Origin of the sequence: Kitasatospora sp. NPDC089797 (genome assembly GCF_040684795.1) — a bacterium.
Lineage (GTDB): Bacteria > Actinomycetota > Actinomycetes > Streptomycetales > Streptomycetaceae > Kitasatospora.
Map to the genome: position 1 here is coordinate 275,363 of NZ_JBFBGS010000002.1, position 24,968 is coordinate 300,330.

Here is a 24,968-nt window from a genome sequence, read left to right on the forward strand (position 1 = left end):
CCCCAGCAGAGGGCGCCGACTCCCAACGTCAGGCCGGCCCAGGCCAGCGGAAGTACGTAACCCGGGGCGCCGGGACTGTCGTGGCACCGGCTGACGAGCGCGTGGACGTCGTCGTCTGCCGCGAGGGTCGGCAGGGCGCACGCCCAGCCCGCGAGGGCGAGCAGCAACGGGCCGGAGCCTTGGAAGCGGGGGCGGGAGCGCTGTTCTTCGGGCACCGGCCTAGTACCAATCCGGGTGGACGCGGACGAAGTGCATCTTCTGGTGGCCGCGCTGCTCCTGGAAGCTGTCGATCCGCCCGTCGAGGCTCGCATTCTTCTGGCCGCCGCTGTGCTGCGTGTAGCGGATGTCCCCGTCCGGGGTCACCGCCGTCACCACGGCGGTGTGGTGGACCACGCCCTTCTTGTCCTGGTCGTCGTGGTCGGAGTCCTCCTCGTAGTACACGAGGTCTCCGGGCTTCACCTGATCCGCCGCTATCTCCTCGCCGCCGTGGCGCACCATGAAGTCGTGCATGTTCTGCGCGCCGGCCCAGCTCTTCGAGTAGTCGACGCGCTGGGAGAGCCAGTCGCCGCCCGCGTCCTGGCTGCGCCCCCAGGTGTCGTCGCCCCGCCAGCCCCAGAGCCCGTCCCACTTGGCGTGGAGGCCGCCCTGACGCAGGGCTTCCGAGGCGAAGTTGGTGCAGTTGTCGCCGAAGACGTCGATGCTCTTGTCGTCCCAGTGCTCCAGCGCCCACTGCACCGTCTTGACGCGGTCGTACTTGGCGCCGGGGCCTCCGCGGAGGCCCAGTTTGACGTCCTCCGGGATGCCGGGGAGGTGGGCCAGCGTGACCGGGTCCGAGAGCATCAGTTGCTTGTGCTGGTTGTCGGTCAGCGCCTTCCACCAATCGGCGACCAGGCGGGGGTCGTCACCGCTGGGGATGCTTCCGGTGTACATGTTCAACTCGACCTGGGAAGCCTCGCGTTGGAGGATGTCCAGGGCCTTCTGCGGATCGGTCTCGCAGGTGGCGGCGGCGAGTTTCCGGAGCTCGGCCGCTGCCAGCCCGTCGGCCTGGGTGGCTTCGCGCAGGGCTTCCTGGAGCATCGCGTCGATCTCCTGGACGGCGGTGTCCGTCGAGCCGTCCGCGCCACCCGAGGCGGCACGGACCGTACCGGACACCTCATCGACGGTCAGTCCGTGCTCCTTGGCCATGTCGAGGGCCGAGTTCATCGTCAGTTTCGCCCGGGTGATGGCGGTGCTGAGCGCGTCGAGGACCATGACGACGCCGCGCATGATGTCCGCGCCGGTCTCCAGGATCCGGGCGTGTTCCTCGAGCTTGCGGCCGGCGGCCTCGCCGACGCGGTCCTTCCAGTTCTCCTTGAGCGGGTCGACACCATTGGCATGGATGTCGTTGACGGCCTGCCAGGCTTGCTTGGACAGGGCCAACCAGGAGCCTGCGGCCGCATCCACGTCTATGCTGCGGGCCGCCTTGAGCGCTGCGATGGTCATGGTCACTGCCCCGGTCCTCCCGCCCCTTGGAGATCGGTGAGTGCGGCGGCGAGCCGGCGGTTGGCTTCCTGTTCGGCCTGGTCGTACGAGTGCGCCGAACCGTGCAACTGCTCTGCGTAGCGGTGGAGTTGGTCGACGGCCGACTTCATGTGGGTCTGCCAGGCCGTGGCGCAGTCCTTGAGCGCGGGCCCGGACTCCCAGGCGGTCATGGTGGCCGCGGCGGTGAAGCTGTTGTCGAGCCAGTGCCCGTCCGGCCCGACGGCCGCAGCGGCATCCTTCAGATCGCTCGCGGACTGCCGTAGTACGTCCGTACGGACGTGGATGTCGTTCATGTGTCCCCCTGCCCCCGGTATGCCTGTGACGGCTGGCATACATGTGGTCATCGTACGTGCCAACTCGGTTGGGGGAAGGGGAGACGGCCCGACGAGGAAGCAGGGGCCGCCGGGTCGTGGGCCGGGCCCAGGCGGTGGGTCAGGGGCGGTGGTGGAGGGCTTCGGTGGTGGCGCGGGCGATGGCGTGGGCGCGGGACTCGGTGGTGGGGTCGATGCCGAGGAGGCGGTTGTGGTGCATGTGGATGAGGGAGGGGGCGGCGGGGGCGAGGGTGGGGGCGTGGCGGCGGAGGGTCTCGGCGCGGTGCTGCCAGGCGGTGAGCAGTTCGGGGCCGCCGGGGGTCGCGCGGAGGGCGGCCGGGTCGGTGAGGCGGATCGCGGCGGTGCGGGCCCCGCGCGGGGCGGCGGCGCGGGGGTAGGTGGTCAGCAGGCGGTCCGCGAAGTGGTCCTCGCCGTGCAGTTGGCGCAGCAGGTCGATCAGGTTGAGGGCGCCGAGCAGGGCCGGTTCCAGGGTGAGCAGGCCGGACTCCAGGGCGGTGAGCTGGGCGAGTACGGCGGTGCTGTCGGCGTGGAAGGCCTGTTCGGCGGCGCTCGTCGCGGCGCGGCCGCCGTAGCGCTCCCACTCGGGTTCGTAGCTGTCGAGCACCAGCCGGCCGGCCAGGCCGGCGCGGTGCAGGTCCGCGGACCAGTCGTGCAGCGTCGGCAGCAACTCGCCGTTGAGGGCGGTGGGTTCGCCGTGGAAGCGGAGCCGGAGGTGCGGTTGCGGGTCGCGGTAGCGGACGAAGTGCCAGTGGTCGACGGCGGCGGGCAACTGGGCCAGGAGCTGCGGGAGTCGGTGGACCAGGATCTCGTTCTGGCGGCGGCTCGACGTGTAGAGCTTCGCGTACAGCCAGGCGCCGCCCGGGGGTTGGAGGCGGGGTGCGGGTTCGGGGGCGGGCGGTGCGGTCGGGGTGCGGTCGGCCGGGAGGTCGGCGAGCAGGGGGAAGACGACCTCGGCCGTGTGGGCGCCCTGCGGCCCGGTGAGCCAGCCGTACGCCTCCGCGCCGGTCGGGGCCTCGCGCAGCACGGCGTCCGGGTGGCGGGCGAGGTCCTGGCGGAGCAGCCGGACGTGCAGCCCGGCGGTGAGGTCGAGTTCGAGGGCGCGGTCGGCGACGCACAGCAGGACCCGGTCGGGGACGGCCCAGCGCTCCCGCCAGCCGTCCAGGTCGCGGCGCCACTGCTCCGGGGTCAGCGCGGCGTCGGTGAAGAAGGGTGCGGTGGGGCGCCAGCGGGCGGGGGCGAGCACGGTGCGGCCGTAGCGGACCCGCGGGGTGTACGGCGCCTGCTCCATCGGTCCCCAGTCCCAGGTGAAGCCGGGGCGGACGCCGGACAGCCGGAGTTCGCGCAGGAGGCGGCCGGTGTTCCCGGCCTGGGCCTGCGGGTTGAGCATGTTCCAGGCGAGCGGGACGATCCGGCGGCCGGTGCTCAGCCGGGTCAGGTGCAGCGCGTCGAGGTCGGCCCCGACGGCGAGGTCGGCGAGCGGGACGGTGCCGGGGTCGGTGCGGTCGGTGAAGGCGCCGACCGTGATCCGCCGGTCGTGCAGGCGGCGGACCCGGTCGAGGTTGGCGGACCGTGAGTGCGCGGCGCGCAGGACCAGTTGGGCGGTGTCGGCACCGCGGCCCTCGGCCTCCCGGCCGGCCGCGGCGATCCGCTCGGCGGCCTCGGGCAGGAGGTGGGAGAAGCGGCCGACCGTCGCCCCGGCGTGGTCGGCGGCGCTCTCCGGGCTGAGCCAGAGCCGGAACCGGCCGGCCGCCAACTCCTCGGTGGACCCGGCCAGGACACGGGCGTAGAGGTCGAGCGAGCGCGGCGGTGCCAGGGTGGAGTCGGGGGTGAGGCGGGCGATCAGGGCCTCGTCGAGCACCACCTCGGGGTGGCCGTCGAGCAGGGCGGCCTGGGCGAGTTCGATCCGCACCGCGTCCTGCGGGGAGGGGCCGGCCGGGGCCGGCCGCTCGCGTTCGCTGGGCGGCAGCAGGTAGCCGGCGGGGGCGCCGAGGCCGCGGTCCGGGTCGAGCAGTTCGGTGAGCGGGACGAGCCGGTCGGTGCCGTACAGCTCGACGAAGTCGCGGTGGTACTGGGCGAGATGGGGGACGTCCCGGGCCCGCGAGGTGCGCCACAGCACCTCGGCGGCGCGTTCCGCCTCGGCGGCGACGGCGGCGGGCAGGGTCACCTCGGCGTCGAGGGCGAGGTCCAGTTGGAGCAGCCGACCTGCGTCGTGCGGGCGGTCGGCGTGGTGCGGGCGGTCGGCGTCGTGCAGGCGGCGCATCCGGGCGAGGGCGGCGGAGCGGTCGGTGGCCGTCCCGGAGCGCTCCAGTTCCCGCCGGAGGGCGGTGAGTTCGGAGCGCGCGGGCCCGGCCGGCAGTCGTTCCAGGACGTGGGCCAGCGGGTCGGTCGCGGTGGCGGGCGGGCGGAGGTCGGTGAGCAGGAACTCGCGCTCCACCAACTGCCGGAGCAGGTCGGCCGCGCGCTGCGCCGGCACCCCGGGGAAGCGCTCGCCCAGGCGCTGTGCCAGCTCGGCGTACCGGACGGGCCGCTCGGTCAGCTCCAGCACGGCCCGGACGGCGGGGGTGCAGCGGACGGAGACCTCGACGAGGGTGCCGCCGGCCTGCTGGGCGGTGCCGTGGCGCTCCGGCACGTAGGGCAGGACGAGGCGGGTGCCGCGGACGAAGGCGAGGTCGTTGGCGGTGATCCGGAGCTCGGTGAGGGTGTCCGGCCGGAGCTCCAGCTCGGCGAGGACGGCGGTCAGCCAGCCCATGTCGGGGCGGACGGCCACCCGGTGGGCGCCGCCGAGCCGGGCGCGGACCTCGGAGTCGGTACGGGAGCCGGGGGCCGCACCGGCCTCGGAGGCGGCACGGGAGCCGGAGCCGGAGCCTGAGCCGGGCCCGGTCGTGGGGCGGTCGGCGATCCGGACCGCGGCGACGCCGGAGAACAGGCCGAAGGGCGTGGGCCTGGACGTCGCCCGGAGCAGGTAGCGGCTCAGTGCGAGCAGGGCCTTGCACAGCCGCTTCGGCTCGACCGGACGGCCTTCCCCGACCTCGGTCAGCAGCCGGTCGAGCGAGGGGCTGGCCAGTGCCACGGCGTCGCGCAGCTCCTGGTCGGCGCCGAGTCGGTGGAGCAGTCGGACCAGTTCCGCGGATTCCCCGGGGGCATTCTCGGGGAATTCTGTGCGGGTGGTGTCGAATCGGTTCCGGGGGAGGGCGGGGGCCCGCAGCAGGGCGGTGTCCGTACACCGGAAAAGCCGCGCTCTATTTCCTCGGAAAGGCTCCCGGAAAATCTCTCGTGCAGGCATGGGAAAACCTTTCTTCGGGCGTGCGGAAAATGCCGCTCCGGGCGGGCGGTGCACCCGCCCGGAGCGTTGGTGGAGCCGTGGATCAGTGGCAGTGCGAGTAGGTGCAGAAGCAGGTGGCCAGCGAGGGGTGCTGCACCTGGGCGGTCTCGCCGGCCTGGTTGGCGGTCTCCTGGAGGTCCAGGTCGAAGGCGTCGAACTGCAGCTCGGCGGCCTCGATGAAAGCGGTGTTCTGCATGGTCTGCTCCCAGGGAATAGGGGATGGAAAACTCGGTTCAGGGTATTGCGAATTTCGGCCGGATCACCCGCTCGGCGGGCTTTTCGACCTGGGCAAAACGTTAGATCGATTTCCGGAGCGACGTCAACTCGGATTCACCGGGGAAATCTTTCGAATTCTGTGGCAGAGTGTCCCCGGCCTGCCGAAATGCACGAGCCGGAGGAGTGGTGTGCGCCATGCGGAATGCCGAAACGGCGGTGGCCGCGGTCGCCGAGCGGTTGCGCGACCCCGAGCGGGTGCGCGCGATCGCGGCGCGTCCCGGGAACGAGGACGCCCGTACCGGCGCGAGCCCGTGGTCAGCGGCTTCGCTGGGCGAGGGGCATCCGGGGGTCGCGCTGCTGTACGCCGAACTGGCCCGGCGGGACCGGTCCTGGCGTCCGGTGACGCACGCGCACCTGTCTTCGGCCGTCGCCGCCCTGGGCGCGGGCGGGCCGACGGACAGCCTGTTCTCCGGTGCCCCGGCGCTCGCCCTCGCGGTGCGCCGCGCCGTGGCCGGTCCCGGTGACTACGCCGGGCTGCTCGCGGCGCTGGACCGTCGGGTGGCCGCCCGGACGGGTGCCCTGCTGCGGCTGGAGCGGGAGCGGCTGGACGCGGCGCGGACCGGCCCCGCGATGGCCGGGTACGACGTGGTCGGTGGTCTGACCGGGCTCGGCCGCTACCTGCTGGCCTGCGGAGAGGGGCAACGCCCCCTGCTGGTCGCGCTGCTGGAGCACCTGGTGGCGCTGAGCCGGCCGTTGCGGATCGACGGTTCGGAGCTGCCCGGCTGGTGGGTGCCCGGCCCGCCGTCGCCCGCGGTCGCCGCGCGGTACCCCGGCGGGCACCTCAACCTGGGCCTCGCGCACGGCATCCCGGGGCCGCTGGCGCTGCTGTCGCTCGCCCGGCTGGCGGGGGTGGACGTCCCGGGGGCGGCCGGGGCCGCGCACCGGATCGCCGGGTGGCTGCTCGGGCAGCGGCTCCGGGACGCGGCCGGCGTGCCGCAGTCCGACTGGCCGGCGGTGGTCGGCCCCGAGGCGGCGGTCGGCCGTGGGAGGGCGGTCGGCCCCGAGCCGGTGATCGGCGCAGACGGAGAGGCGGCCGTCTCCGGGGGTGCCCCGGCCAGGATCGCCTGGTGCTACGGATCGCCGGGGATCGCCCGGGCGCTCCAGTTGGCGGGCCGGGCGTTCGGTGTACCGGAGTGGGAGGCGGAGGCCGTCCGGGCGCTGCACGCCGCGCTCGACCGCCCGCGCGAGCGGTGGGGACTGGACGACGCCATGCTCTGCCACGGCACGGCCGGCCTGCTCCAGGTGGCGGGCCGGGTGGCCCGGGACAGCGGTGACGCGCGGTTGGCGGCGCGGCTGCCCGGGCTGGTCGGGGAGGTGCTGGCGTCCTACGACGGGGCGGTGGCCTTCGGCTTCCCCACCCCGCCGGTCGGCGGGCGCGGGGGAGGTACGCGAGCCCGGGAACAGGATCCGGCCCGGGAGCGGGGTCCGGACCGGGCGGGCTTCCTGGAGGGTGCGGCCGGTGTCGCGCTGGCCCTGCTGGCGCAGTGCGGCAGCACGGACGACGGCGAGGGCCACGGTGACGGCGAACTGCCCTGGGACGCGGCACTGTTGCTGGCCTAGAGCCGAACGCGGCGAGGGGTGACGGGACGGGAGCATGGGTGTCTCGCGGGGTGTGCGGCGGGCGCCCCGGCCCACGGCGTCGGGACGTGCCGGACCGCGCCCCGGGGGCGGCGAACGGGCGCCCTGCGCGGGGGAGTCGGTGCACGTCGGCGAACGCCGGAGGGTCAGCGGTGCCCGGTGGCGGAGGAGGTGCGACGGAAGCGCGTACTATGACCGGGTTTCATCGCGCCCCACCCCCTTCGGTCGCGCACGGACGTGGACGGCGCGGGCACCGGCGCGGGGGCCGGGCAGGGCTGTCGCATGACGATGACGACGACCCCTCTCACGTAAGAGCTTCGGCACTGCACGGCGTATCCCCCTCCGTCGGGGACGGCCGGGAAGCCACTTCGGGTCACCCCTTGAGCCGAGGAGACCTGTCCTGACCCTGGGCGTCTCTCGACGTCGTGGGATCAGTGGCCTGTATCCGTGCAGACGCCTCACCGAACGAGGAGTCGCGACGGACAGTAGACGGGGTGGTCCCACGGCCTGTCAATTCGCACATTCCTCCGGATCGGACGGCGGCCGCGGCCGACCCGTGGCGCCGCGGATCGCCTTGCCGGGCACGGGCCTTGTGGCCCTTGGTGGTGCGTGAGATGCCGTTCGAAAGGTGTTCACATGATCGTCAGATTCCTGGCGGCGGAATGCGTATCACCAGGTAGTCCCCCCAATGCGGCGTCCGGGCGGACCTGTCCGGACCGGCCTCCGATGGCGGGGCGTACGGCGGGGGCCGGGGTTAGCCTGGCCCGCATGTACAACGACGGTCTGGTGGCGTGCACCGCCCGGGAGCTCGTGATTCGCCGGTACTACTTCCCGTTGGCCTCCGCCAAGCGCATCCCGTACGAGCGGATCCGCGGGCTGCGGCAGGTGCCGTTGACCCGGCTGCGCGGGCGCTGGCGGCTGTGGGGCTCCGGGGACTTCGTGCACTACTTCAACCTCGACCTGGGCCGGGTGGACAAGAGCGTCGCCTTCGTCGTCGACCTCGGGAGGCGGGTGAAGCCGGTCATCACCCCGGACGAGCCGGGGCGGCTGGTCGCGGCGATGGCCGAGCACCGGATCCCGGTGACCCGGGGTTAGCGCCGCGGGAGCGCGTCGGCCGCCCCACCGGGGAACGGGTGGGGCGGCCGACGATCAGCCGGGGTGCCGCATCGGGCTCAGTTGCGGAGGAGCAGTGAGGCTCCCACGCCGTTGCACCCCCGGTAGTCGAAGGTGGTGGTGTGGTACCCGGCCGGCACCGGCTGGTACGGGCAGATCCACAGGTAGGGCCGGGCGAGTTGCAGGAACCAGGCGCCGATGCCGCCGCTGCAGGCGGCGGTGTTGTCGTGGCGGGTGTTGACGTAGCCGGGCGGGATCGGCGAGCCCGCGCAGGTCCACAGGCCGTCCCGGACCTTCTGCATGTACCAGGCGTCGATGTTGGTGCAGTCCCACCGGCCGGCGCCGGCGTGCTGGGTGAGCACGTAGCCGGGCGGGATCGGCGAGGTGCCGCAGGTCCACAGGCCGTCGACGGGCAGCCGCATGTACCAGGAGTCGAAGCCGTCGCAGCCGTTGGGGGTGTGCATGGAGAGGACGTAGCCGGACGGGATCGGCGAGGTGGCGCAGGTCCAGATGCCGTCCTTCACGGGCGTCTGCCACCACATGCCGGCGCCGTTGCAGCCGTTGTTCGTGTGCATGGTGAACACGTAGCCGGGGGTGGCGGGCGTGCCGCGACAGATCCATCCGGGGCCCGCCGCCTTGACGGAAGCGGAAGCGGAAGCGGAGACGGAGGCGGAAGCGGAGACGGAGGCGGAGGCGCGGGCGGGCGCGGCGGCGGCGGTGCCCGCCGCGGTGCCGGTGAGGACGGCCGCCAGCAGGGCGACCACGCCCACCAGGGCGGCGAGCCGGCCCGGGAGGGCGGCCCGGGACGAACGGTTCAGCAGTCGGTGCTGCCTTCTGATCACTTCACACCAGTCCCATCGACAAGTCCGGCCGGCCCCGCACGAACGGCCGTGCGGGGCCCGGGTGTTGTGGAGCTGGTGGGAGCCTACGCATGGTTGGAACGATCCAATAGACGCGCCGTGGACATGCCGTGAAGTTGGCCGGAAAGGTCCGCGGGGCCCTGCCGGCTCCCACGGCCGGGGCCTCAGCCGGAGGCTCGGTCGGGGGTGGGCCGGGGCAGCCGGGGCCAGCGGTGGTGGTGCTGGTCGATGACGTAGTGGTGCCCGTGGCGCCAGGCGCCACCGCCGGTCGGGCGGGCGTCGGCGAGGTGGGGGTGGCCGAGCGGCAGGTCGGTGTGGAGGTGGCTGAGGGTGTCCGGGTCCCGGGCGGGCCAGAGGGCGGTGGCGGCCGTGGCGGCGGCGAGCGCGACCGCGCCCAGGACGACGGCGGTGACCGGCAGGCCGGCGCCCGCGGCCAGCCAGCCGGCCAGCGGATAGGTGAGCAGCCAGCAGCCGTGCGACAGCGAGAACTGGGCGGCGAAGGCGGCGGGCAGGTCGGGGTCGGCGGCGGAGCGCCGGACGACCCGGCCGCCCGGTGTCAGCACGGCCGAGCCGGCGGCGCCGACCAGGGCCCAGGCGGCCAGCAGGGCGAGCCAACTGCCCGGCCCCGCCGGGGCGGCGGTGATCGCGGCGACGACGGCGAGGATGCCCGGCAGGGCGAAGGCGGCGGGCAGCATCACGGCGCGGTCGCTGACCCGGGCCAGCAGTCGGGGCAGCAGCAGCGCGGTGAGCATCGAGCCGACGCCGTACGCGCCGAGGGCCAGTGAGACGGCGCCGGCCGGGCGGTGGAAGTGATCGCGGACCACGTTGACGGTGTTGACGAAGACGATCGCACCGGCCGCCGCCACGGCGAGGTCCAGCGCGAGCAGGGCCCGCAGTCGGGGGGTGGCCCGGAACAGCAGGGTGCCGAAGGAGGCCTTGTGGTAGACCCCGCCGGTGCGACGGACCAGCCCGGCCTCGGCGACCCGCCCGGTCTCGACGTCCCGCCCGGTGTCGACGCCCCGCACGGTCTCGACGCCCCGCCCGGTCTCGGCGCCCGGCTCCGCGTCGGGGCTCCGCCCGGGCTTGGGCAGGACGGCGGAGACGACCAGGGCGGCGGAGGCGAGGAACCCGGCCGTCGTCCCGACGAACAGCCAGCCGTAGGAGAGCGCCGACAGCAGCAGGGCGGCGAGGGCCGGGCTGAACAGCGATTCGAGGTCGTAGGCCAGCCGGGACATCGACAGCGCCCGGGTGTAGTCGCCTTCGGCCGGCAGGACGTCCGGGATGGTGGCCTGGAAGGTCGGGGTGAAGGCGGCCGAGGCGGCCTGGAGCAGGAAGATCAGCAGGTAGACCTGCCACACCCGGTCGACGAACGGCAGGCCGAGTGCGACCCCGGCCCGGGTGAGGTCCATCGTGACCATCAGGGTGCGCCGGGGGATCCGCCCGGCGAGCGCTCCGGCGACCGGGGCGACGGTCACGTAGGCGACCATCTTGATCGCCAGGGCGGTGCCGAGCACCGCGGAGGCGTCGCTCCCGGCGATCGAGTACGCCAGCAGGGAGAGCGCCACGGTGGCGAGTCCGGTACCGACCAGGGCGACGACCTGGGCGGCGAACAGGTGGCGGTAGGTGCGGTTGCGCAGCACGGTCGGCATCGGCCCGTCCCGGGACGTGGGGGAGTGGGATCGGCCTCATCATAGTCAATATGTGCATACCTGTGCACCTATTGATGGGGCGACCCCGGTGCGCGGAGAGCGGGCCGGGGTCAGGCGGGCCGGTCGGGTCGGTCAGGGTCGGCCAGGTCGGTCAGGGCCGGCCGGGGTCAGTCGTGCGGCGGAAGGTGCCCGATCTGGTGGTCGGCGACGTTCAGCGCCTCGTCCACCAGCCGGCGCAGGTGCCCGTGCCGCAGCGAGTAGACCACCCGCCGGCCGTCCTTGCGGGTGGTCACCATCCCGGCCAGACGCAGCTTGGCCAGGTGCTGGCTGACCGAGGGCCGGGCGGCGCCGGTCGCCTCGGTCAGCGTGGTCACGTCCGCCTCGCCGCGGCCGAGCCGTTCCAGCAGCGCCAGCCGGGTGCGGTCGGCGAGCAGGGCGAGTACGGCCACGGCCTCGTCGAGCCGCGCCTCGGCCCGCTGCTGCGAGCGGTGCGCATCTGCCACTTCGGTGCCGGAGCTCATCCCGCCATGGTAGGCCGAGGGTGCACGGGTGCGCACACGAGGACGGAACCGGGCGGGCCGTCGGCGCCGGGCCGCCCGCGCGGCCGGCGGATCTCCGGCGGATCTCCGGCGGGTCGTCAGCCGGTCGTCAGCGGGCGGTCAGTCTGCCGTCAGCGGGCCCGGCGGACAGTCAGCGGGCCCAGCCCAGCGGGCCGTCAGCGGGACGGCTGTCCGGCCGGCTGCTCGTCGGCGGCCGGGGCCGGGGCGGGCTCCAGGTCGCCCATCCCCGGGATCACGAACAGCGCGGCGAGGATCAGGGCGCCGGAGATGACGATCGGGGTGCGGATGCTGACCGTCGCGCCGATCCAGCCGCTGAGGCCGGCACCGACCAGCATCCCGATCCGGGTGAGCATCAGGTAGCAGCTGTTGACCCGGCCGAGCAGCTCCTTCGGCACGGTCTGCTGGCGCAGCGAGATCGCCTGGACGTTCCAGATGACCACGCCGAAGTTGCCGAGGGCGAACAGCGGTGCCACCAGGAACACCGAGGGGCTGAGGCCCATCAGCAGCAGTGCCGAGCCCATCAGGGCGAAGGAGAGGGTGATCCGGGCCCGTCGGCCCATCCGCTCGCCGAGCCGCCCGGCCACCATGCTGGCCGCGGTGCCGCCGGCCACCCCGGCGGCGAGCACGGGGCCGTACGCCCAGGTGGGCTCGTGCAGGGTCCGGGTGACCAGCAGCGCCATCATCGTGATGCCGAGCGCCGAGGCGCCGCCGGCCAGCGCGGAGAGCCCGGCGACCAGGCGCAGTTGCCGGTGCCGGTACAGCCAGCGGACGCCCTCGCGGACCTCGGCCATGACCCGGCGCTCGGTCCTCGCCGCCGGGGCGCCGGAGCGGCCGACCCCGGCGACCAGGGCGGCGGCGACCGCGAAGGAGAGGCCGTCGACGGTGAACGGGTAGCCGGCCGCGACCGCGAACAGGGTGGTGCCGACCAGCGGGCCGATCATCCGGCCGACCAGCAGGCCGCCCTGGAGCCGGCCGTTGGCGACGTCCAGCTGGTCGGGGCGGACGACGTCCGGGATGTTCGAGGTGGCGGCGTTGACGAACACCGTCTCGCCGCAGCCGAGGACGAAGGCCAGGGCGGCGAGCAGGGCCAGCGGCGGGGTGGTGGCGAAGACGCAGGCGGCGAAGCCCAGCACGATGGCGGCGCGGCCGAAGTCGATGGTCCACATCAGCCGGCGGCGGTCGAAGCGGTCGGCGATGACGCCGCCGAACAGGGCCATCAGCAACCAGGGGAGCGATCCGGCCACCGCGACCACGGAGACCGCCGACGGCGAGTCCGAGATGGCCAGCGCGAGCAGCGGCAGCGAGGAGTCCCGCATGCCGTCCCCGACGGCTGAGATCGACGACGCCGACCACAGCAGGGTGAATTTCCGGCCCAGTTGGGGCCTGGTGCGGTCTGGGGGAGTCGCTAGGCTGGCTGAGGTCACCGACGCAGTATGGCATGACCGCTACATCTTTGACCGCCCCTTCACGGAGCAATTCCAGTCGATGGGTTCAGAGTCCGGAAACCCCCTTGACCAGTGTGGTCAGGCCGCCCGCGAGGGCCAGTCCGAGCACCACCGTCCGCGCCCGCCGCTCCGGCACCCGGGCCGCCAGCAGCCGGCCGGCCAGTGCCCCGGCGGCCAGTGCCGCGGTCACCGACTCCCAGGCGGGTGCGGTCAGTTCGGGCAGTCCCTTGGCCGCCAGCGAGCAGGCGTTCACCACCACACCGTACAACTGGGCGTTCGGCACGAACTCCCCGGCGGTCCAACCGGAGTTCAGCGCGTAGAGCGAGACCGCCGGGCCGCCCACCCCGGCGGCGGAGTTCATCAGTCCACTGGTCGCCCCCGCGACCAGCGCCCCGCCGGTTCCGCGCAGCGCGGCGGCCCGCACGCCCCGGATCACCAGCAGGGCGGCGGCGGTGACCAGCAGGCCGATGCCGGTCAGCAGCACGGGCGGCGGGACGGTCGCCGCCGCCCACGTCCCGGCCGGGACGGTGCAGACGGCGGCCGCCAGCAGCGGCAGCATCGTCCGGGGCCGGACCAGGCGCCAACTCCCGGCCAGCCCCACCGCACTGATCGCCAGCGAGGCGAGGTTCGCCAGTGCCACCCCGCCGCCCGGGCCGAGCAGCAGGACCAGGACGGGGGCCGCCACCAGGGCGAAGCCGAGGCCCGCCAGCCGCTGGACGGCGGCGCCGACCAGCACCACCAGGCCCAGCAGCAGCTCGCCGGGCCAGCCGCCCATCAGTGCTGGACGCCCGCGGCGAGCGAGAAGTCCGCGAAGTACGCCTGCTGGGTGCTCGCCGGGCCCCAACCGGTGTCGTGGCCGCCGTAGAAGGTGGAGAACAGCACCCCGCCGAAGGGGATCGAGCCGATGCCGGAGGCGGTGCCCTTGGCGGCGTGCACCTGGCGGCCGTCGTACCAGACGGTGATGTCGCCGGTGCTGCGGTTCACCAACTGCTCGACGGTGTGCCAGCGGTCGTCGGCCTGGAAGTGCCAGTCGCCCAGGCCCTCGTCCACGCCGTAGCCGGTCGGGCCGGAGTTGCTCGGGGTGTACAGGTAGACCTCGCCGTTGTCGGGGCTGCCCTTGGCGGCTCGCCACATGTAGCGGGTGGACCAGCCGGCGCCGTGGGTGCCGCCGGACTCCTGGCCGATCTTCCCGCCGTACAGGCCCGGCAGTTTGCCGGCCTTGCCCCAGTCGCGGCCGGCCGGGAAACGGACGGCGTACTTGAGGTCCAGGGTGGCGCCCTGGGCGAGGGCGGACAGGCCGAGGGTGTTCAGGTCGGTGTAGAACTGGCCGCCGCCGGGGTTGGGGCAGTCGGTGCAGGTGTTGGCGGAGGAGCCCGCGCCGTAGGTCACCTTCAGGGCCGGGCCGCCGCCCGGGGCGGCCGGGTCCGCGACGGCGCCGAAGTCGTCGGCGCCCCAGGCGCCCTGGCCGGCCACGCCCCAGGCGTGCTGCCACTGCGGGGTGCCGTAGCCGCTGAACCGGCCGGTCCAGGCGGCCGCGCCGCTCGACGCGGGGGCGGCCGCGCTGTCGTCGGCGGGGGCGGAAGCAGGGGCGGCGGACGCGGTGCCGGGGGTGGCGGTCGGATGGGCCCGGGCCCGGGCGGGGGTGGTCGCGCAGCCGGCGGCGGTGAGCAGGGCCAGCGCGGCCAGGGCGGCGGTGCGCGCGGGGCGGTTCATCCGGTGGCTCCTCGGTCGGGGGTTGATCGGTACCGATCATGCCGCACGTCCGGGTCGCACTCGGGTCAAGGACGGGGAACGGAAACGGAAAGGACCGCTGCCGGGTGGACGGTCCACGCAGGAGGTGAACCGTCCACCCGGCAGCGGCCGTTGAACTCGGCCACGGCCACTGGACCGGGGTCGGTCAGGGGGCGGCCGGGGCGGTGGGCGCGGCCGTGGCCGCAGGGGTGGGCACGGACTCGGCGGTCGCCGGGAGCGGGTAGGCGTCCGGGTCGACCGGGCCGGGCAGGTCGGTGGCCGGGCGGCCTGGGGCGGTGGCGGCGTCGGGCAGCGAGGGCTGCGCGGGCGGGGCCTTGACCTGGTTGAACGGGACACCGGGCGGCGCCTGGACCGGCGTCGCCCGGCCGGCGGCGAGCGGGCTGCGGCTCCCGGCGTCGCAGGGGGCCGCGGCCTCCAGGCCGTCCGGGCTCTGGCCGGTGGGCTGGTTGCCGGTGAAGCAGTTGCCGGGGTCGGCGGAGGCGAGCACCAGGTCGGTGCCGTTGCCCTCGGTGCGGTTGCCCCGGACCCGGTTGCCGGCCGCCGGGTGGCCGGGCGGGTCGGTGATGATGACGCCGGCCGAGCGGTTGCCCCGGACGAGGTTGCGCTCCACCCGGTTCGCGGTGCCGCCGCCGATCCCGATGCCGATGCCGAAGCCGCCGTCGGCCTGTTCGGGGGTGTCGGAGGCGTTGTTGTCGGTCACGGCGTTCCCGGCGATCACGGCGCCGTGCTGCGGGGCCAGGGCCTCCAGGTCGTTGGAGTTGACGGTGACGCCGACCCGGTTGCCGGTCACCCGGTTGCCCAGGAACCAGAGGTTGTCGGAGGCGTTGGTGATCTCGATGCCCACCGCGTTGCGTTCGACGGTGTTGCCGCGGACCAGAGTGTCGCAGGGCTTGCACTGGCCGACGTAGATGCCGGAGTCGGCGCCGCCGGAGGCGTAGGAGTCCTCGATGATCCCGCCCCGGGCGTCGAAGGCGTAGATGCCGTACAGGCCGTTGTTGTAGGCGGTGACCCTGGTCGCCCGGAAGCCCTGGACGGCGGGGAAGCGGGCGGTGTCCAGCGGGTTGTAGGCGGAGCCGCCACCGCCGCGCTGCTGGAGCTTCTCGTCGGTCACGCCGGTGAACAGCACGCCGTTGGCGAGGTAGCCGTGCACGGTGAGGTTCTCCACCACCGAGCCGGCGCCGGTCACGGTGACGCCGTTGACCAGCCGGACGCCGCCGTCCAGCAGCACGGTGTTGCGGTCGGTGCCGCGCAGCACGATCCGGGGCTTGGTGATCCGCACGCTCTCCTGGTACGTCCCGGGGGAGACCAGCACGGTGTCGCCCTCGCGGGCCACGTCCACGGCCTTCTGGATGGTCGGGGCGTCCTGCGGGACCCGGACGACGGTGCCGTCCGGGTGGTGGGCGTCGGAGGAGGAGCCGGTGGCGGAGGAGCAGCCGGACAGCGCGAGGGCGGCGGCGACCAGCAGGGCGAGTGCCAGGGCGGGCAGTGCGGAGCGGTCGCGGGCCGGGCGGGCGCGGCGGGGTGGTGGTGGCGCGGGCGCTTCGTCGGCGAGTTGACGGACGGTCAAAAGTTGCATACGGGGTGTTCTATCGTCTCCAATGTCGGTCATGCATGCCGAAACCGGAAAGGCACAGGAACGGCCGGGGGCCGCCAGGAACGGCGTGGACCGGAGGGCGCTGATCGCGGGCGGCGGTGCGGTGCTGGCCGCGGGGGTCGGCGCGGGGGCGGTGGCCCTGACGCGCGGTCGGTCGGCCGCCCCGCCCCCGCCGGTCGCCGTCGCGGCCGCGCCGCCCTTCCACGGGGAGCGGCAGGCCGGGGTGACGGCACCCCAGCAGCCGGCCACCCTGCTGCTGGCCCTCGACCTGGCGCCCGCCGCCGTCTCCGACGGCCGGGGCGTACTGCGCTCCCTGCTGGGGGAGTTGAGCCGGGTGCTGGCCGAGGCGGTGGGTGGGACGGCCGCCGACCCGCGGCTGCGCGGCGGGGAGCCGGCGCAGCTCAGCAGCCTGGTCGGGGTCGGCCCCGGGCTCGCGGCCAGGCTCGGGCTGAACGTTCCGCCCGCGCTGGCGGAGCTCCCGGCCTTCCCCGGGGACCGGCTCGAACCGGCCCGCGGCGGCGGGGACCTGGTGGTCCAGCTGTGTGCCGCGGACCGCTGGCCGCCCACCGTGGTCGCCGAACTCCTGGGCGCCGCAGCGCGGTCGGCGGGTGCGACGGTCCGCTGGACCCAGCCCGGCTTCCTGCCGCGCACGCCCCCGGGCAGCACGCCGCGCAACCTCTTCGGCTACAAGGACGGCACCGCCAACCCGGCTGAGGCGGAGGCGAAGCAGTGGGTCTGGGGTCCGCCGGGCCCGTACGAGCACGGCACCGTCCTGGTGTACCGCCGGATCCGGATGGACACCGCCGGCTTCGCCGCCCTGCCCGAGGACCGCCGGGACCTCGCCATGGGCCGCCGCCTCGTCGACGGCACCCCGCTCACCGGCACGGCCGAGCACGACGACCCGGACATCTACACCAAGAACCCGGACGGCTCGTACGTCATCCCCAACTCCGCCCATGTGCGGCTGACCAGCCCCCGGCTGGACTCCGGCGCCCGGATGCTGCGGCGCGGCTACAGCTACGACGACGCCCCGGACGACCGGGGCCTGCTGTTCTGCGCCTTCGTGCGGGACCCGGAGCAGTTCACCCGGGTGCAGAACCGGCTGGCGGCCAAGGACGCGCTCAACCCGTTCCTGGTGCACACCGCCTCGGCGGTGGCGTACGTGCTGCCGGGGGCGCCGGAGGGCGGCGCGCTGGGCGAGGGGTTGTGGGCGTAGTCGTCGTCGTCCGGTCCGCCGTCGTCCGGTCGATCGTCGTCCTGTCGGTCGTCGGCGATCGGCGGCGCGGGCGGCGCGGGCGGGCCGCTCCGGGTGGGGTGGGGGCCGTCGGGGGCCGGGCGGGCGTCGCGGCAGGGGGTGGCGGGTCAGCCGGGGGCGGGGCGGTCGGGTGCGGGCCGGACAGGGGTGGGTCGGACGGGCGCGGGGCCCTCCGGGAGGGTGGCCGGAGTCGGCGGGGACGCGGGACACGGGCATCCAACTGTCATATTTTCTGAGGGAATTGGAACCTTCGGGCGGTTCTCCCGTTATCGCCCGATGGTACGCCGCCGAACCCTCCGTCGGGGTGCTCAACGCCCCCATTCCGGCGCCGGGTCGACCGGCAGCAACGGTCGCAGCGCACCCAGTACGGCGCCGATGCAGGCGTCCCGCAGCTCGGTCCGGGAGCAGCTCGGCTCGGTCAGCCAGTCGACGACCAGCACCCGCACGAACACCAGCCAGCTGCGCAGGACCTGGGAGACGGCGAGCCGCGCCTCCTCGTCCGCGAGCGGCAGCACGGCGAGCAACCGCCCGCGCAGGGCGTCCAGTTCCTCGGCGATGACGGTCTGGATCACCGGGTCCCCGGCCAGTTCGCGGTTGGCGGCCAGGACGGCGTGCCGGTTGGCGACGAAGTGGTCGAGGTGGGCGTCCATGCCCTCGGCCAACTGCTCGACCAGGGTGTCCGCCGGGTCGAACCTGGTCCGGGCCAGCAGGTCGTCCGCCGCCTGCCGGTGGACCGCCGCGAACAGCTCGCGCTTGCCCGCGAAGTGCCGGTAGAGCAGGGCGCGGGAGACCCCGGCCTGTTCGGCGACCTGCTCCATCAGCACGTCCTCGTACGGCCTGGCGGCGAAGGCCCGGGCGCCGACGGCGAGCAGCTGGGCGCGGCGCTCGGCGGGCGTGAGCCGTCGGCGGTGTTCGGGAACGGGCATGCCGGACAGGTTACTTGACACGTGTCAACCGGTGGGCGCTACCGTGGCGGGGGCTTGGTAGACGCGTGTCCACCAACGGCCGGCGATGGACGGGGTGACGGCTCATGGCGAAGGTGCTGCGGGTGCTCGCGTGGACGATGGGGGTCGCCTGCGTGGCGATCGGCCTCGAACACCTGCTGGCCGGGGCGGCGGCGCTGCCCGGGACGGCGGATCCGGGGCCGACGGTGGACAGCTTCGCCCGCTTCATGGGGGCGGTCTTCGCCGGCTACGGCGCGGCCTGGATCTGGGCCGTCCGGCAGACTCCGGTGCCCGCGTGGGCGGTGCGGTGGCTGGCGGGGATCCTCCTGCTCGGCGGGCTCGCCCGGGTGCTGGGCCTCGCGGTGGACGGGCGGCCGCACTGGTTCCAGCTGGTGCTGATGGCGGTCGAACTCGGGCTTCCGCCGGTGTACTTCGGGCTCGCGGGGGCGGACGAGCGGGCGGCCCGGGGCTGACGCCCGGACCGCCCGCTAGCCCGCCCCTGACCGTCCGCCCCTGACCGTCCGTCCCTGACCGTCCGCCCCGAGCCGTCCGCGCAGGGTCGGGCGGCTTCGGGCGGGGTGTCCGTGCGGTCAGTGCCCGAAGGCCCGCAGGTGTGCGGCGATCGTGGCCCGGTCGGCGGTGGCGCCGGTGAGGGAGACGTAGCCGTCCGGACGGACCAGCACCACGGCGTCGCCGCGCAGCCCGTACCCGCGGGCGGCGTGGCCGTCGGGGTCGCGGACGGCGGCCACCCGCAGGCCGGGGAGGTCGGTGAGGCCGGGCGGGAGCGGGCGGTCGCCGAAGGCGAGCAGGGTGAAGTGCGGCCCGCGGAACAGGTCGAACAGCCGGATGGGCGTGCCGTCCGCGGTGGTGCAGGGCGCGTCCGGGGCCCGGTCGCCGGCCCGGATGCCGGTGGCCGTGCCCAGGTCCCGGCCGAGCGGGCCGCCGCGGTAGCCGACGGACAGTCCGGTGAGGTCGACGCCGTGGGCGGTCATGGTGCGGAACTGGGCGGTCAGCACGCCGGCGCCGCCGTCCGGGCCGCCGCCGAAGGCCGCCTTGTGGTGGGCGGAGGTGGCGGCGAGGCTCGCCCGGGCGACCGGCATCCGTTCCTCCTGGTAGCTGTCGAGCAGGGCCTCGGGCGCCCCGCGCAGCACGGCGGCCAGCTTCCAGGCGAGGTTGTGGGCGTCCTGGATCCCGGTGTTCATGCCCTGGCCGCCCGCCGCGGACTGGCAGTGGGCGGCGTCCCCGGCGAGCAGCACCCGGCCCTCGCGGTAGCGCTCGACCAGTCGGACGGTGGGGCGCCAGACGGTGGACCAGATCGGCTCGTGCATCCGGACCCCGGGCAGTCCGGCCCGTTCGGCGAAGAGCCGGCGGAAGGTGTCCAGGGTGGGGGCGGGCAGTTCGCCGTGCCCGTCCGGTTCGGCGGCGGCGTGCACGGCCCACTTGTCGTCCTGGCGCATCGGGACGAGCGTCATGGCGGCGGCGCCGAACACGGGGTGGTTCCAGATGTGCATGTGCCCGGGGTCCAGGCCGTCGAGGTCCATCGAGGCCATGATGAAACGTTCCTCCTCCCAGGTCTCGCCGAGGAAGGGGATGCCGGCCAGCTTGCGGACGGTGCTGCGGCCGCCGTCGCAGCCGACCAGGTGGCGGGCGCGCACCGTGACCGTCCGGTCGTCCTGCCGGAGCGTGGCGAGCACGCCGTCGGCGTCCTCGGTGTACCCGACCAGCTCGGTGCCGGTCTCGACCTTGCGGCCGAACTCGGCGAGCCGGTCGCGCAGCACGGCCTCGGTCTGGTGCTGGGCGATCAGCAGCATGCCGGCGTACGGGCGGTCCGGGGTCGGCGGGTTGGTCGCCGACGGGTCGACGTCCTCGACCAGCCGGGTGCCCTCGTAGGTGCGGACCCCGAGGTGGGCGCCCCGGGCGAGGACCTGCTCGGCCACCCCGAGGTCGTCGAACACCTCCAGGGTGCGCGGGTTGACGCCCTTGCCGCGGACGCCGGCGGTGCGGAACTCCCGGTCCCGCTCGATGATCCGGCAGTCGACGCCGGCCCGGGCCAGCTCGATGGCGAGCACCAGGCCCACCGGGCCGGCGCCGACCACCAGGACGTCGGTGGCGGGTGGGTCGGCGGGTGCGGTGACGGTGGCAGGTGCGGTGACGGGTGCGGTGGCAGGTGCGGTGACGGTGCTGAAGTCGTTCGTGCGTGCAGCGCGCATGGCGGACGCCCCCTGTCCATTCGGCCATAAGATACGGCGCGTTTCCTGTTCTCGACTGTAGACTGCCCTTCGTAAGAAACGCAACGTATCTACGAAGGTCGGGTGCCAGGGCCTGTGGTGAGCGGAAGAACGGGCGCCCCGCGGCGGCGCGGGGACGAGTTGGAGCGGGCGATCCTCGACGCGGTCTGGGCCGAGCTCACCGAGCACGGCTACGGCCGGCTCACCATGGACGGCATCGCCGCCCGCGCCTGCACCAGCAAGCCGGTGCTCTACCGCCGCTGGCCGAACCGGGTCGAACTGGTGGTGGCCGCCCTCGGCCGCAACGCCCCCGACTACCAGGAGCCGCCGGACACCGGCGACCTCCGCACCGACCTGTACCGCTTCCTGCGGAGCCTGCTGCACCGCTTCGACGACCTGCCGGTCGAGGGCGTGCACGGCTTCCTGGTCGACCTGATGCGCGACCCCGAACTGCGCTGCGTCTTCCGGGCCGGACTCACCCACCAGGGGCCGGTGGAGACCCTCGGCGTGATGATGCGGCGGGCCGCCGGGCGCGGCGAGATCGACCCGGCGCGGCTCACCCCGCGCGTGGTGGCACTACCGCTGGACCTGCTGCGCGACGCCTTCATGATCGATGGCGAGGTGCCCTCCGACCAGGTGATCGCCGAGGTGCTGGACGAGATCGTGCTCCCGCTGCTCCGGGCTCCGGTGCGGGACCGGGGAGTGGCCTAGACTCCGGCGCGGGTCGAACAGGGGTCCGGAGAGAGAGGTCGACGCGCATGGGCGGGACCGTGGTGGCGGTCAGCAGCAACGCCGAGTACTCGTTCAGCAAGCCGAACCGGGCGGGGATCACGCTGCTCGCCGGGCTCGGGGTGGAGGGCGACGTGCACGCCGGGGTGACGGTCCGGCACCGCTCCCGCGTCGCCAAGGACCCGACCGTGCCCAACCTGCGCCAGGTGCACCTGATCCACCGTGAACTGCTCACCGAGCTGGACGGTTCCGGCTTCGACGTGGCGCCCGGCGCCCTCGGGGAGAACATCACCACCGAGGGCGTGGACCTGCTCGGGCTGCCGGTCGGCGCGGTGCTGCGGATCGGGCCGGAGGCGGTGGTGGAGGTCACCGGTCTGCGCAACCCGTGCCTGCAGATCGACGGCTTCCGGCCGGGGCTGCTGAAGCAGGTGGTCCGGCGGGCGGCCGACGGGACGATCGTGCGGCGCGCCGGGATCATGGGCGTGGTCCTGGCGGGCGGGCCGGTGCGGCCCGGTGACGCGATCACCGTGGAACTGCCGGCGGGGCCGCACCGGCCGCTCGACCGGGTCTGAACCGCCCGGGCGGGACGCCCCCTCGGCCTGGCCCTCCCGCCGGTATACCCCCCACCCGTTGATACCCCTACCCCGTACCGCGGAGGATCGCGGGCGGCCCGACCGCGGCCCGACCGCGGCCCGACGGCGGCCCGACGGCGGCCCGACCGCGGCCCGACGTGCTCCGGTGCGCTCAGGAGCGCACCAGGCGGGCGATGGCCTGATTGGCCTCGCGGATCTTGGCGTCGGCCTCCTGGCCGCCCTCGGCGATGGCGTCGCGGACGCAGCACTCGATGTGCTCGTCCAGGAGTTGCAGGGCGAAGGACTGGAGCGCGCGGCTGGCGGCCGAGACCTGGGTGAGGACGTCGATGCAGTAGGTGTCCTGCTCGACCATGCGCTGCAGACCGCGGATCTGGCCCTCGACGCGGCGCAGCCGCTTGAGGAAGTCGTCCTTGTGGGGGCTGTAGCTGGCCATGGCCGTCTCCGGTTCCCGTGCGGTGAGGAGTTCACCCACTCTACCGGGGGCGATGGGAGGCGAGTCGGCCCGGACGTACGGGAGTTGACGCCCGGGCCGGTGGGCCGGCGGGCCGGCGGGTGGTCAGGCGTCGAGCCGGCCGACCAGGTCGTAGCCCGCCTCGTCGACGGCGGCGGCGACCTCGCCGTCGGCCAGCGGCGCGGCGCTGTCGACGGTGACCCGGCCGGTGGCGAGGTCGACCGTGACCTCGGTGACGCCGGTGAGCTTCGTCAGCTCGGCGGTCACCGAGCCGACGCAGTGGCCGCAGGTCATGCCCTCCACCTGGAAGACCGCACGCTCGGTGGCGGAGGCCTGGGCGGCGTCGGTGCCGGTTCCGGTGCCGGTGCCGCACGAGCCGCAGCAGGAGCCGCCGGCGGCCTCGGCCTCGGCGGCGGACGACTCGACGGTGACGGTGGTCTCGCTCATGGTGTGCTCCTGTCGTCGGTGCGGGCGACGCCTTCCGGGATGCCCCCGGTGGCCGCTTCGCTTTCGAACATACCATACCCCCCTAGGGTACTTGGAAGGGTTGCGGAGGCGGCCCCGCCCCCGCCGGAAGCCGCGCCCTGCCGGTCCTCAAGTCCTTCTGGTGGCAGTCCTGTTGCGCTCCATGAGCAGGATGGCCCGATCGGCCCGAGCGGCGGCCGGCGTACCCCACCACACGAGGTGACACCCATGGACCAGACCCCCCGGCGCGGCCCGCGAGGGCTGCGCGAGATCCTCGCCGCGGGCGAGCGCACGTACTCCTTCGAGTTCTTCCCGGCCAAGGACGAGGCCGGCGAGCGCGCCCTGTGGGACGCGATCCGGCGGGTGGAGGCGGTCGCGCCGACCTTCGTCTCGGTCACCTACGGCGCCGGCGGCTCCTCGCGCGACCGCACCATCGGGACCACCGAGCGGATCGCCGCCCAGACCACCCTGCGGCCGGTCGCCCACCTGACCGCCGTCGGCCACTCCACCGCCGAACTCCAGGCCGTGCTGCGGCGCTACGCGGACGTCGGGATCCGCGACGTCCTCGCCCTGCGCGGGGACCCGCCCGGCGACCCCAACGGGGTGTGGCAGCCGCACCCCCAGGGACTGCGGCACGCGGCCGACCTGGTGCGGCTGGTCAAGGAGTGCGGAGCCTTCACCGTCGGCGTGGCCGCCTTCCCCGAGCGCCACCCGCGCTCGGCGGACTGGGAGGCCGACATCCGGCACTTCGCCGCGAAGTGCCGGGCGGGCGCCGACTACGCCCTCACCCAGATGTTCTTCCAGGTCGAGCACTACCTGCGGCTGCGCGACCGGCTGGCCGCGGCGGGCTGCGACACCCCGGTCATCCCGGAGATCATGCCCGCCACCGACGTGCGGCAGATCGTCCGCTTCGCCGAGCTCAGCGGTGCCACCTTCCCGGCCGACCTGGCCCGCGCACTGGAGTCCGCCCGCGACGACCGCGCGGCCGCGCACCGGATCGGCGTCGAGCACGCGACCGCTATGGGCGAGCGGCTGCTCCGGGAGGGGGCGCCCGGCCTGCACTTCATCACCCTGAACCGCTCCACCGCCGCACTGGAGATCCACCGCAACCTCGGACTGGACCGCACCCCGGCCCGCGCACTGATCGGCAGCCGTGCCTGACGGGAGGCGGCGGAGCGCCGGCTCGACCGGCTGAACCCACCGCGCCGGGTCGACCGGCTGAACCCACCGCGCCGGGTCGACCGGCTGAACCCACCGCGGAGGCCCGGCGGGCGCCGGTCGGTCGCTCCGGCCGGCGCCCTGCCCGCGGACCGGCCGGGTGGTTACAGTGGCGGGCAGGGGAGCACGGGAGCGGCAGCGGGGGGCTGACATGTCGGGGTTCTCAGGGTTTTCAGGGTTCTCGGGGTTCTTCGGCGGTGGGCAGTCCGGGCGGCGAGCCCCGGGCGGGATCGACCTCGACGGGGTCAAACCCTGGACGCGGGCGGCCGGTTCGGTCTCGGGCCGGGAGGACGGCGACGAGCGCGCGGCCGCCAGGGACCGCTCCTGGGTCGACAAGTGCCTCCGCTGGTGCGCGGCCGAGTTCGGGGAGCAGGCCGTACGGCGCGAGTTCGCGGTGCCGACCGCCGGCTTCCTGCCGACCGACCTGACCGTCCTCACCGGCCGCTACCAACGCGCCCGCATCCTGGAACTGGTCGACCGGATCGGCGCCGTGATGGGCGCGGACACCCGGGACGTCGACCTCCGGGTGTTCGCCCCCGGCGCCCTCGACCCGGACCACGCCGGCCGGAGCCAAACGGTCGGCCGCTACCACCGCACCGACGGGCGGGACGTCATCGAAGTCGACCTGGAGTACGTCGAGCGCCCCGCCGATCTCGCCGGGCTCATCGCCCACGAACTCGGCCATCTGCGCCTGACCGGCGAAGGGCGCCTGCGGGCTCCGTGGAGCCACTCCGACAAGGAGAAGCTGACCGACCTGGTCACCGTCTACCTCGGCATGGGCGTCTTCACCGCCAACGCCGCCCACAGCTACGCCACCCTCCGACGCGGCTACACCGTCCTGCCGATGGGCGACCTGACCAGCCGGACCCTCAACGGCGCGTCGCGCAACGACACCGTGCACCGCCTCGGCTACCTCACGCCCGACCAGTTCGCCCACGCCCTCGCCCGCTGCGCCCGCCTGCGCGGCGAGCCGGACCCGACCTGGGCCCGCCACCTCGAACCCGGCATCCGGGCCGCCGTCCACCGCACCCTGGCCGAGGCCCCGCCCGGCCCGGCGTGACCCGCGGCCGCGCCGGCGCGGCC

General features: G+C 74.5%; 23 protein-coding genes and 1 riboswitch. Of the genes, 8 read left to right on the plus strand and 15 right to left on the minus strand.

Going from position 1 to position 24,968, the window contains the following annotated elements:
- Positions 1-219 precede the first annotated feature (219 nt).
- The 4 genes from AB0O91_RS02945 to AB0O91_RS02960 all read right to left on the minus strand — a co-directional run bounded on the left by AB0O91_RS02945 (position 220) and on the right by AB0O91_RS02960 (position 5,371).
- Positions 220-1,482 (minus strand): amidase domain-containing protein, encoded by a 1,263-nt coding sequence (locus tag AB0O91_RS02945; protein ID WP_363427331.1) that lies wholly within the window; start codon positions 1,480-1,482, stop codon positions 220-222.
- A 2-nt stretch (positions 1,483-1,484) separates the two neighbouring features.
- Complete coding sequence (locus AB0O91_RS02950; RefSeq protein WP_363427332.1) at positions 1,485-1,814, minus strand: type VII secretion target; 330 nt, start codon at positions 1,812-1,814, stop codon at positions 1,485-1,487.
- A gap of 139 nt (positions 1,815-1,953) precedes the next feature.
- Positions 1,954-5,136: a lantibiotic dehydratase gene (locus AB0O91_RS02955; protein ID WP_363427333.1), complete on the minus strand. Its 3,183-nt coding sequence runs from the start codon at positions 5,134-5,136 to the stop codon at positions 1,954-1,956.
- Positions 5,137-5,218: 82 nt separating this feature from the next.
- Positions 5,219-5,371, minus strand: coding sequence for a hypothetical protein (locus tag AB0O91_RS02960; RefSeq protein WP_363427334.1), 153 nt, complete (start codon positions 5,369-5,371; stop codon positions 5,219-5,221).
- 215 nt (positions 5,372-5,586) lie between these two features.
- Here AB0O91_RS02960 and AB0O91_RS02965 point away from each other — a divergent pair, with 215 nt between their 5' ends.
- Complete coding sequence (locus AB0O91_RS02965; protein ID WP_363427335.1) at positions 5,587-7,011, plus strand: lanthionine synthetase C family protein; 1,425 nt, start codon at positions 5,587-5,589, stop codon at positions 7,009-7,011.
- A gap of 312 nt (positions 7,012-7,323) precedes the next feature.
- Positions 7,324-7,506, minus strand: a riboswitch (M-box (ykoK) riboswitch).
- A 291-nt stretch (positions 7,507-7,797) separates the two neighbouring features.
- A complete protein-coding gene (locus AB0O91_RS02970; RefSeq protein WP_363427336.1) occupies positions 7,798-8,124 on the plus strand; it encodes a hypothetical protein in 327 nt (108 codons plus the stop codon).
- Between the two features lie 77 nt (positions 8,125-8,201).
- On the opposite strand, the gene AB0O91_RS02975 is transcribed toward AB0O91_RS02970, so the two are convergent.
- The 7 genes from AB0O91_RS02975 to AB0O91_RS03005 form a co-directional block, all read right to left on the minus strand.
- Entirely contained in the window at positions 8,202-8,984 is a 783-nt protein-coding gene (locus tag AB0O91_RS02975) for a hypothetical protein (protein WP_363427337.1), read from the minus strand.
- 182 nt (positions 8,985-9,166) lie between these two features.
- Entirely contained in the window at positions 9,167-10,651 is a 1,485-nt protein-coding gene (locus AB0O91_RS02980) for an MFS transporter (protein WP_363427338.1), read from the minus strand.
- A 167-nt stretch (positions 10,652-10,818) separates the two neighbouring features.
- Entirely contained in the window at positions 10,819-11,172 is a 354-nt protein-coding gene (locus tag AB0O91_RS02985; protein ID WP_363427339.1) for a metalloregulator ArsR/SmtB family transcription factor, read from the minus strand.
- Between the two features lie 194 nt (positions 11,173-11,366).
- Positions 11,367-12,635, minus strand: a complete 1,269-nt coding sequence (locus tag AB0O91_RS02990) for an MFS transporter (protein ID WP_363427340.1) — start codon at positions 12,633-12,635, stop codon at positions 11,367-11,369.
- A 67-nt stretch (positions 12,636-12,702) separates the two neighbouring features.
- Positions 12,703-13,431 carry a TSUP family transporter gene (locus AB0O91_RS02995; protein ID WP_363427341.1) on the minus strand — a complete coding sequence of 243 codons (729 nt, stop codon included), beginning with the start codon at positions 13,429-13,431 and terminating at the stop codon, positions 12,703-12,705.
- A complete protein-coding gene (locus tag AB0O91_RS03000) occupies positions 13,431-14,369 on the minus strand; it encodes a polysaccharide lyase (RefSeq protein WP_363427342.1) in 939 nt (312 codons plus the stop codon). Before AB0O91_RS03000 ends, AB0O91_RS02995 begins: the two co-directional genes overlap by 1 nt.
- Before the next feature lie 184 nt (positions 14,370-14,553).
- Positions 14,554-15,984, minus strand: coding sequence for a right-handed parallel beta-helix repeat-containing protein (locus AB0O91_RS03005; protein ID WP_363427343.1), 1,431 nt, complete (start codon positions 15,982-15,984; stop codon positions 14,554-14,556).
- Positions 15,985-16,015: 31 nt separating this feature from the next.
- Here AB0O91_RS03005 and AB0O91_RS03010 point away from each other — a divergent pair, with 31 nt between their 5' ends.
- Positions 16,016-17,218, plus strand: a complete 1,203-nt coding sequence (locus AB0O91_RS03010) for a Dyp-type peroxidase (protein ID WP_363427344.1) — start codon at positions 16,016-16,018, stop codon at positions 17,216-17,218.
- A gap of 347 nt (positions 17,219-17,565) precedes the next feature.
- Here the strand turns inward: AB0O91_RS03010 and AB0O91_RS03015 are convergent, their stop codons facing one another.
- Positions 17,566-18,183 (minus strand): helix-turn-helix domain-containing protein, encoded by a 618-nt coding sequence (locus AB0O91_RS03015; protein ID WP_363427345.1) that lies wholly within the window; start codon positions 18,181-18,183, stop codon positions 17,566-17,568.
- Between the two features lie 104 nt (positions 18,184-18,287).
- Here AB0O91_RS03015 and AB0O91_RS03020 point away from each other — a divergent pair, with 104 nt between their 5' ends.
- Positions 18,288-18,674: a DUF4345 domain-containing protein gene (locus AB0O91_RS03020; RefSeq protein ID WP_363427346.1), complete on the plus strand. Its 387-nt coding sequence runs from the start codon at positions 18,288-18,290 to the stop codon at positions 18,672-18,674.
- A 117-nt stretch (positions 18,675-18,791) separates the two neighbouring features.
- On the opposite strand, the gene AB0O91_RS03025 is transcribed toward AB0O91_RS03020, so the two are convergent.
- Positions 18,792-20,411, minus strand: coding sequence for an FAD-dependent oxidoreductase (locus AB0O91_RS03025; protein ID WP_363427347.1), 1,620 nt, complete (start codon positions 20,409-20,411; stop codon positions 18,792-18,794).
- Between the two features lie 117 nt (positions 20,412-20,528).
- Between AB0O91_RS03025 and AB0O91_RS03030 the strand changes: the two genes are divergently transcribed.
- Together AB0O91_RS03030 and AB0O91_RS03035 are read left to right on the plus strand one after the other, a co-directional pair.
- Positions 20,529-21,140 (plus strand): TetR/AcrR family transcriptional regulator, encoded by a 612-nt coding sequence (locus AB0O91_RS03030; protein WP_363427348.1) that lies wholly within the window; start codon positions 20,529-20,531, stop codon positions 21,138-21,140.
- A 47-nt stretch (positions 21,141-21,187) separates the two neighbouring features.
- Positions 21,188-21,730: an MOSC domain-containing protein gene (locus AB0O91_RS03035; RefSeq protein WP_363427349.1), complete on the plus strand. Its 543-nt coding sequence runs from the start codon at positions 21,188-21,190 to the stop codon at positions 21,728-21,730.
- Positions 21,731-21,902: 172 nt separating this feature from the next.
- Here the strand turns inward: AB0O91_RS03035 and AB0O91_RS03040 are convergent, their stop codons facing one another.
- Both AB0O91_RS03040 and AB0O91_RS03045 read right to left on the minus strand, forming a co-directional pair.
- On the minus strand, positions 21,903-22,184 hold the full coding sequence (locus AB0O91_RS03040) for a metal-sensitive transcriptional regulator (protein ID WP_363427350.1): 282 nt from the start codon (positions 22,182-22,184) through the stop codon (positions 21,903-21,905).
- 123 nt (positions 22,185-22,307) lie between these two features.
- Positions 22,308-22,649 carry a cation transporter gene (locus AB0O91_RS03045; protein ID WP_363427351.1) on the minus strand — a complete coding sequence of 114 codons (342 nt, stop codon included), beginning with the start codon at positions 22,647-22,649 and terminating at the stop codon, positions 22,308-22,310.
- Positions 22,650-22,895: 246 nt separating this feature from the next.
- On the opposite strand from AB0O91_RS03045, the gene metF reads away from it, so the two are divergent.
- Together metF and AB0O91_RS03055 are read left to right on the plus strand one after the other, a co-directional pair.
- Positions 22,896-23,828 (plus strand): methylenetetrahydrofolate reductase [NAD(P)H], encoded by a 933-nt coding sequence (gene metF / locus AB0O91_RS03050; protein ID WP_363427352.1) that lies wholly within the window; start codon positions 22,896-22,898, stop codon positions 23,826-23,828.
- A 208-nt stretch (positions 23,829-24,036) separates the two neighbouring features.
- Positions 24,037-24,945, plus strand: a complete 909-nt coding sequence (locus AB0O91_RS03055) for a hypothetical protein (RefSeq protein ID WP_363427353.1) — start codon at positions 24,037-24,039, stop codon at positions 24,943-24,945.
- The last annotated feature ends 23 nt before the right edge of the window (positions 24,946-24,968 follow it).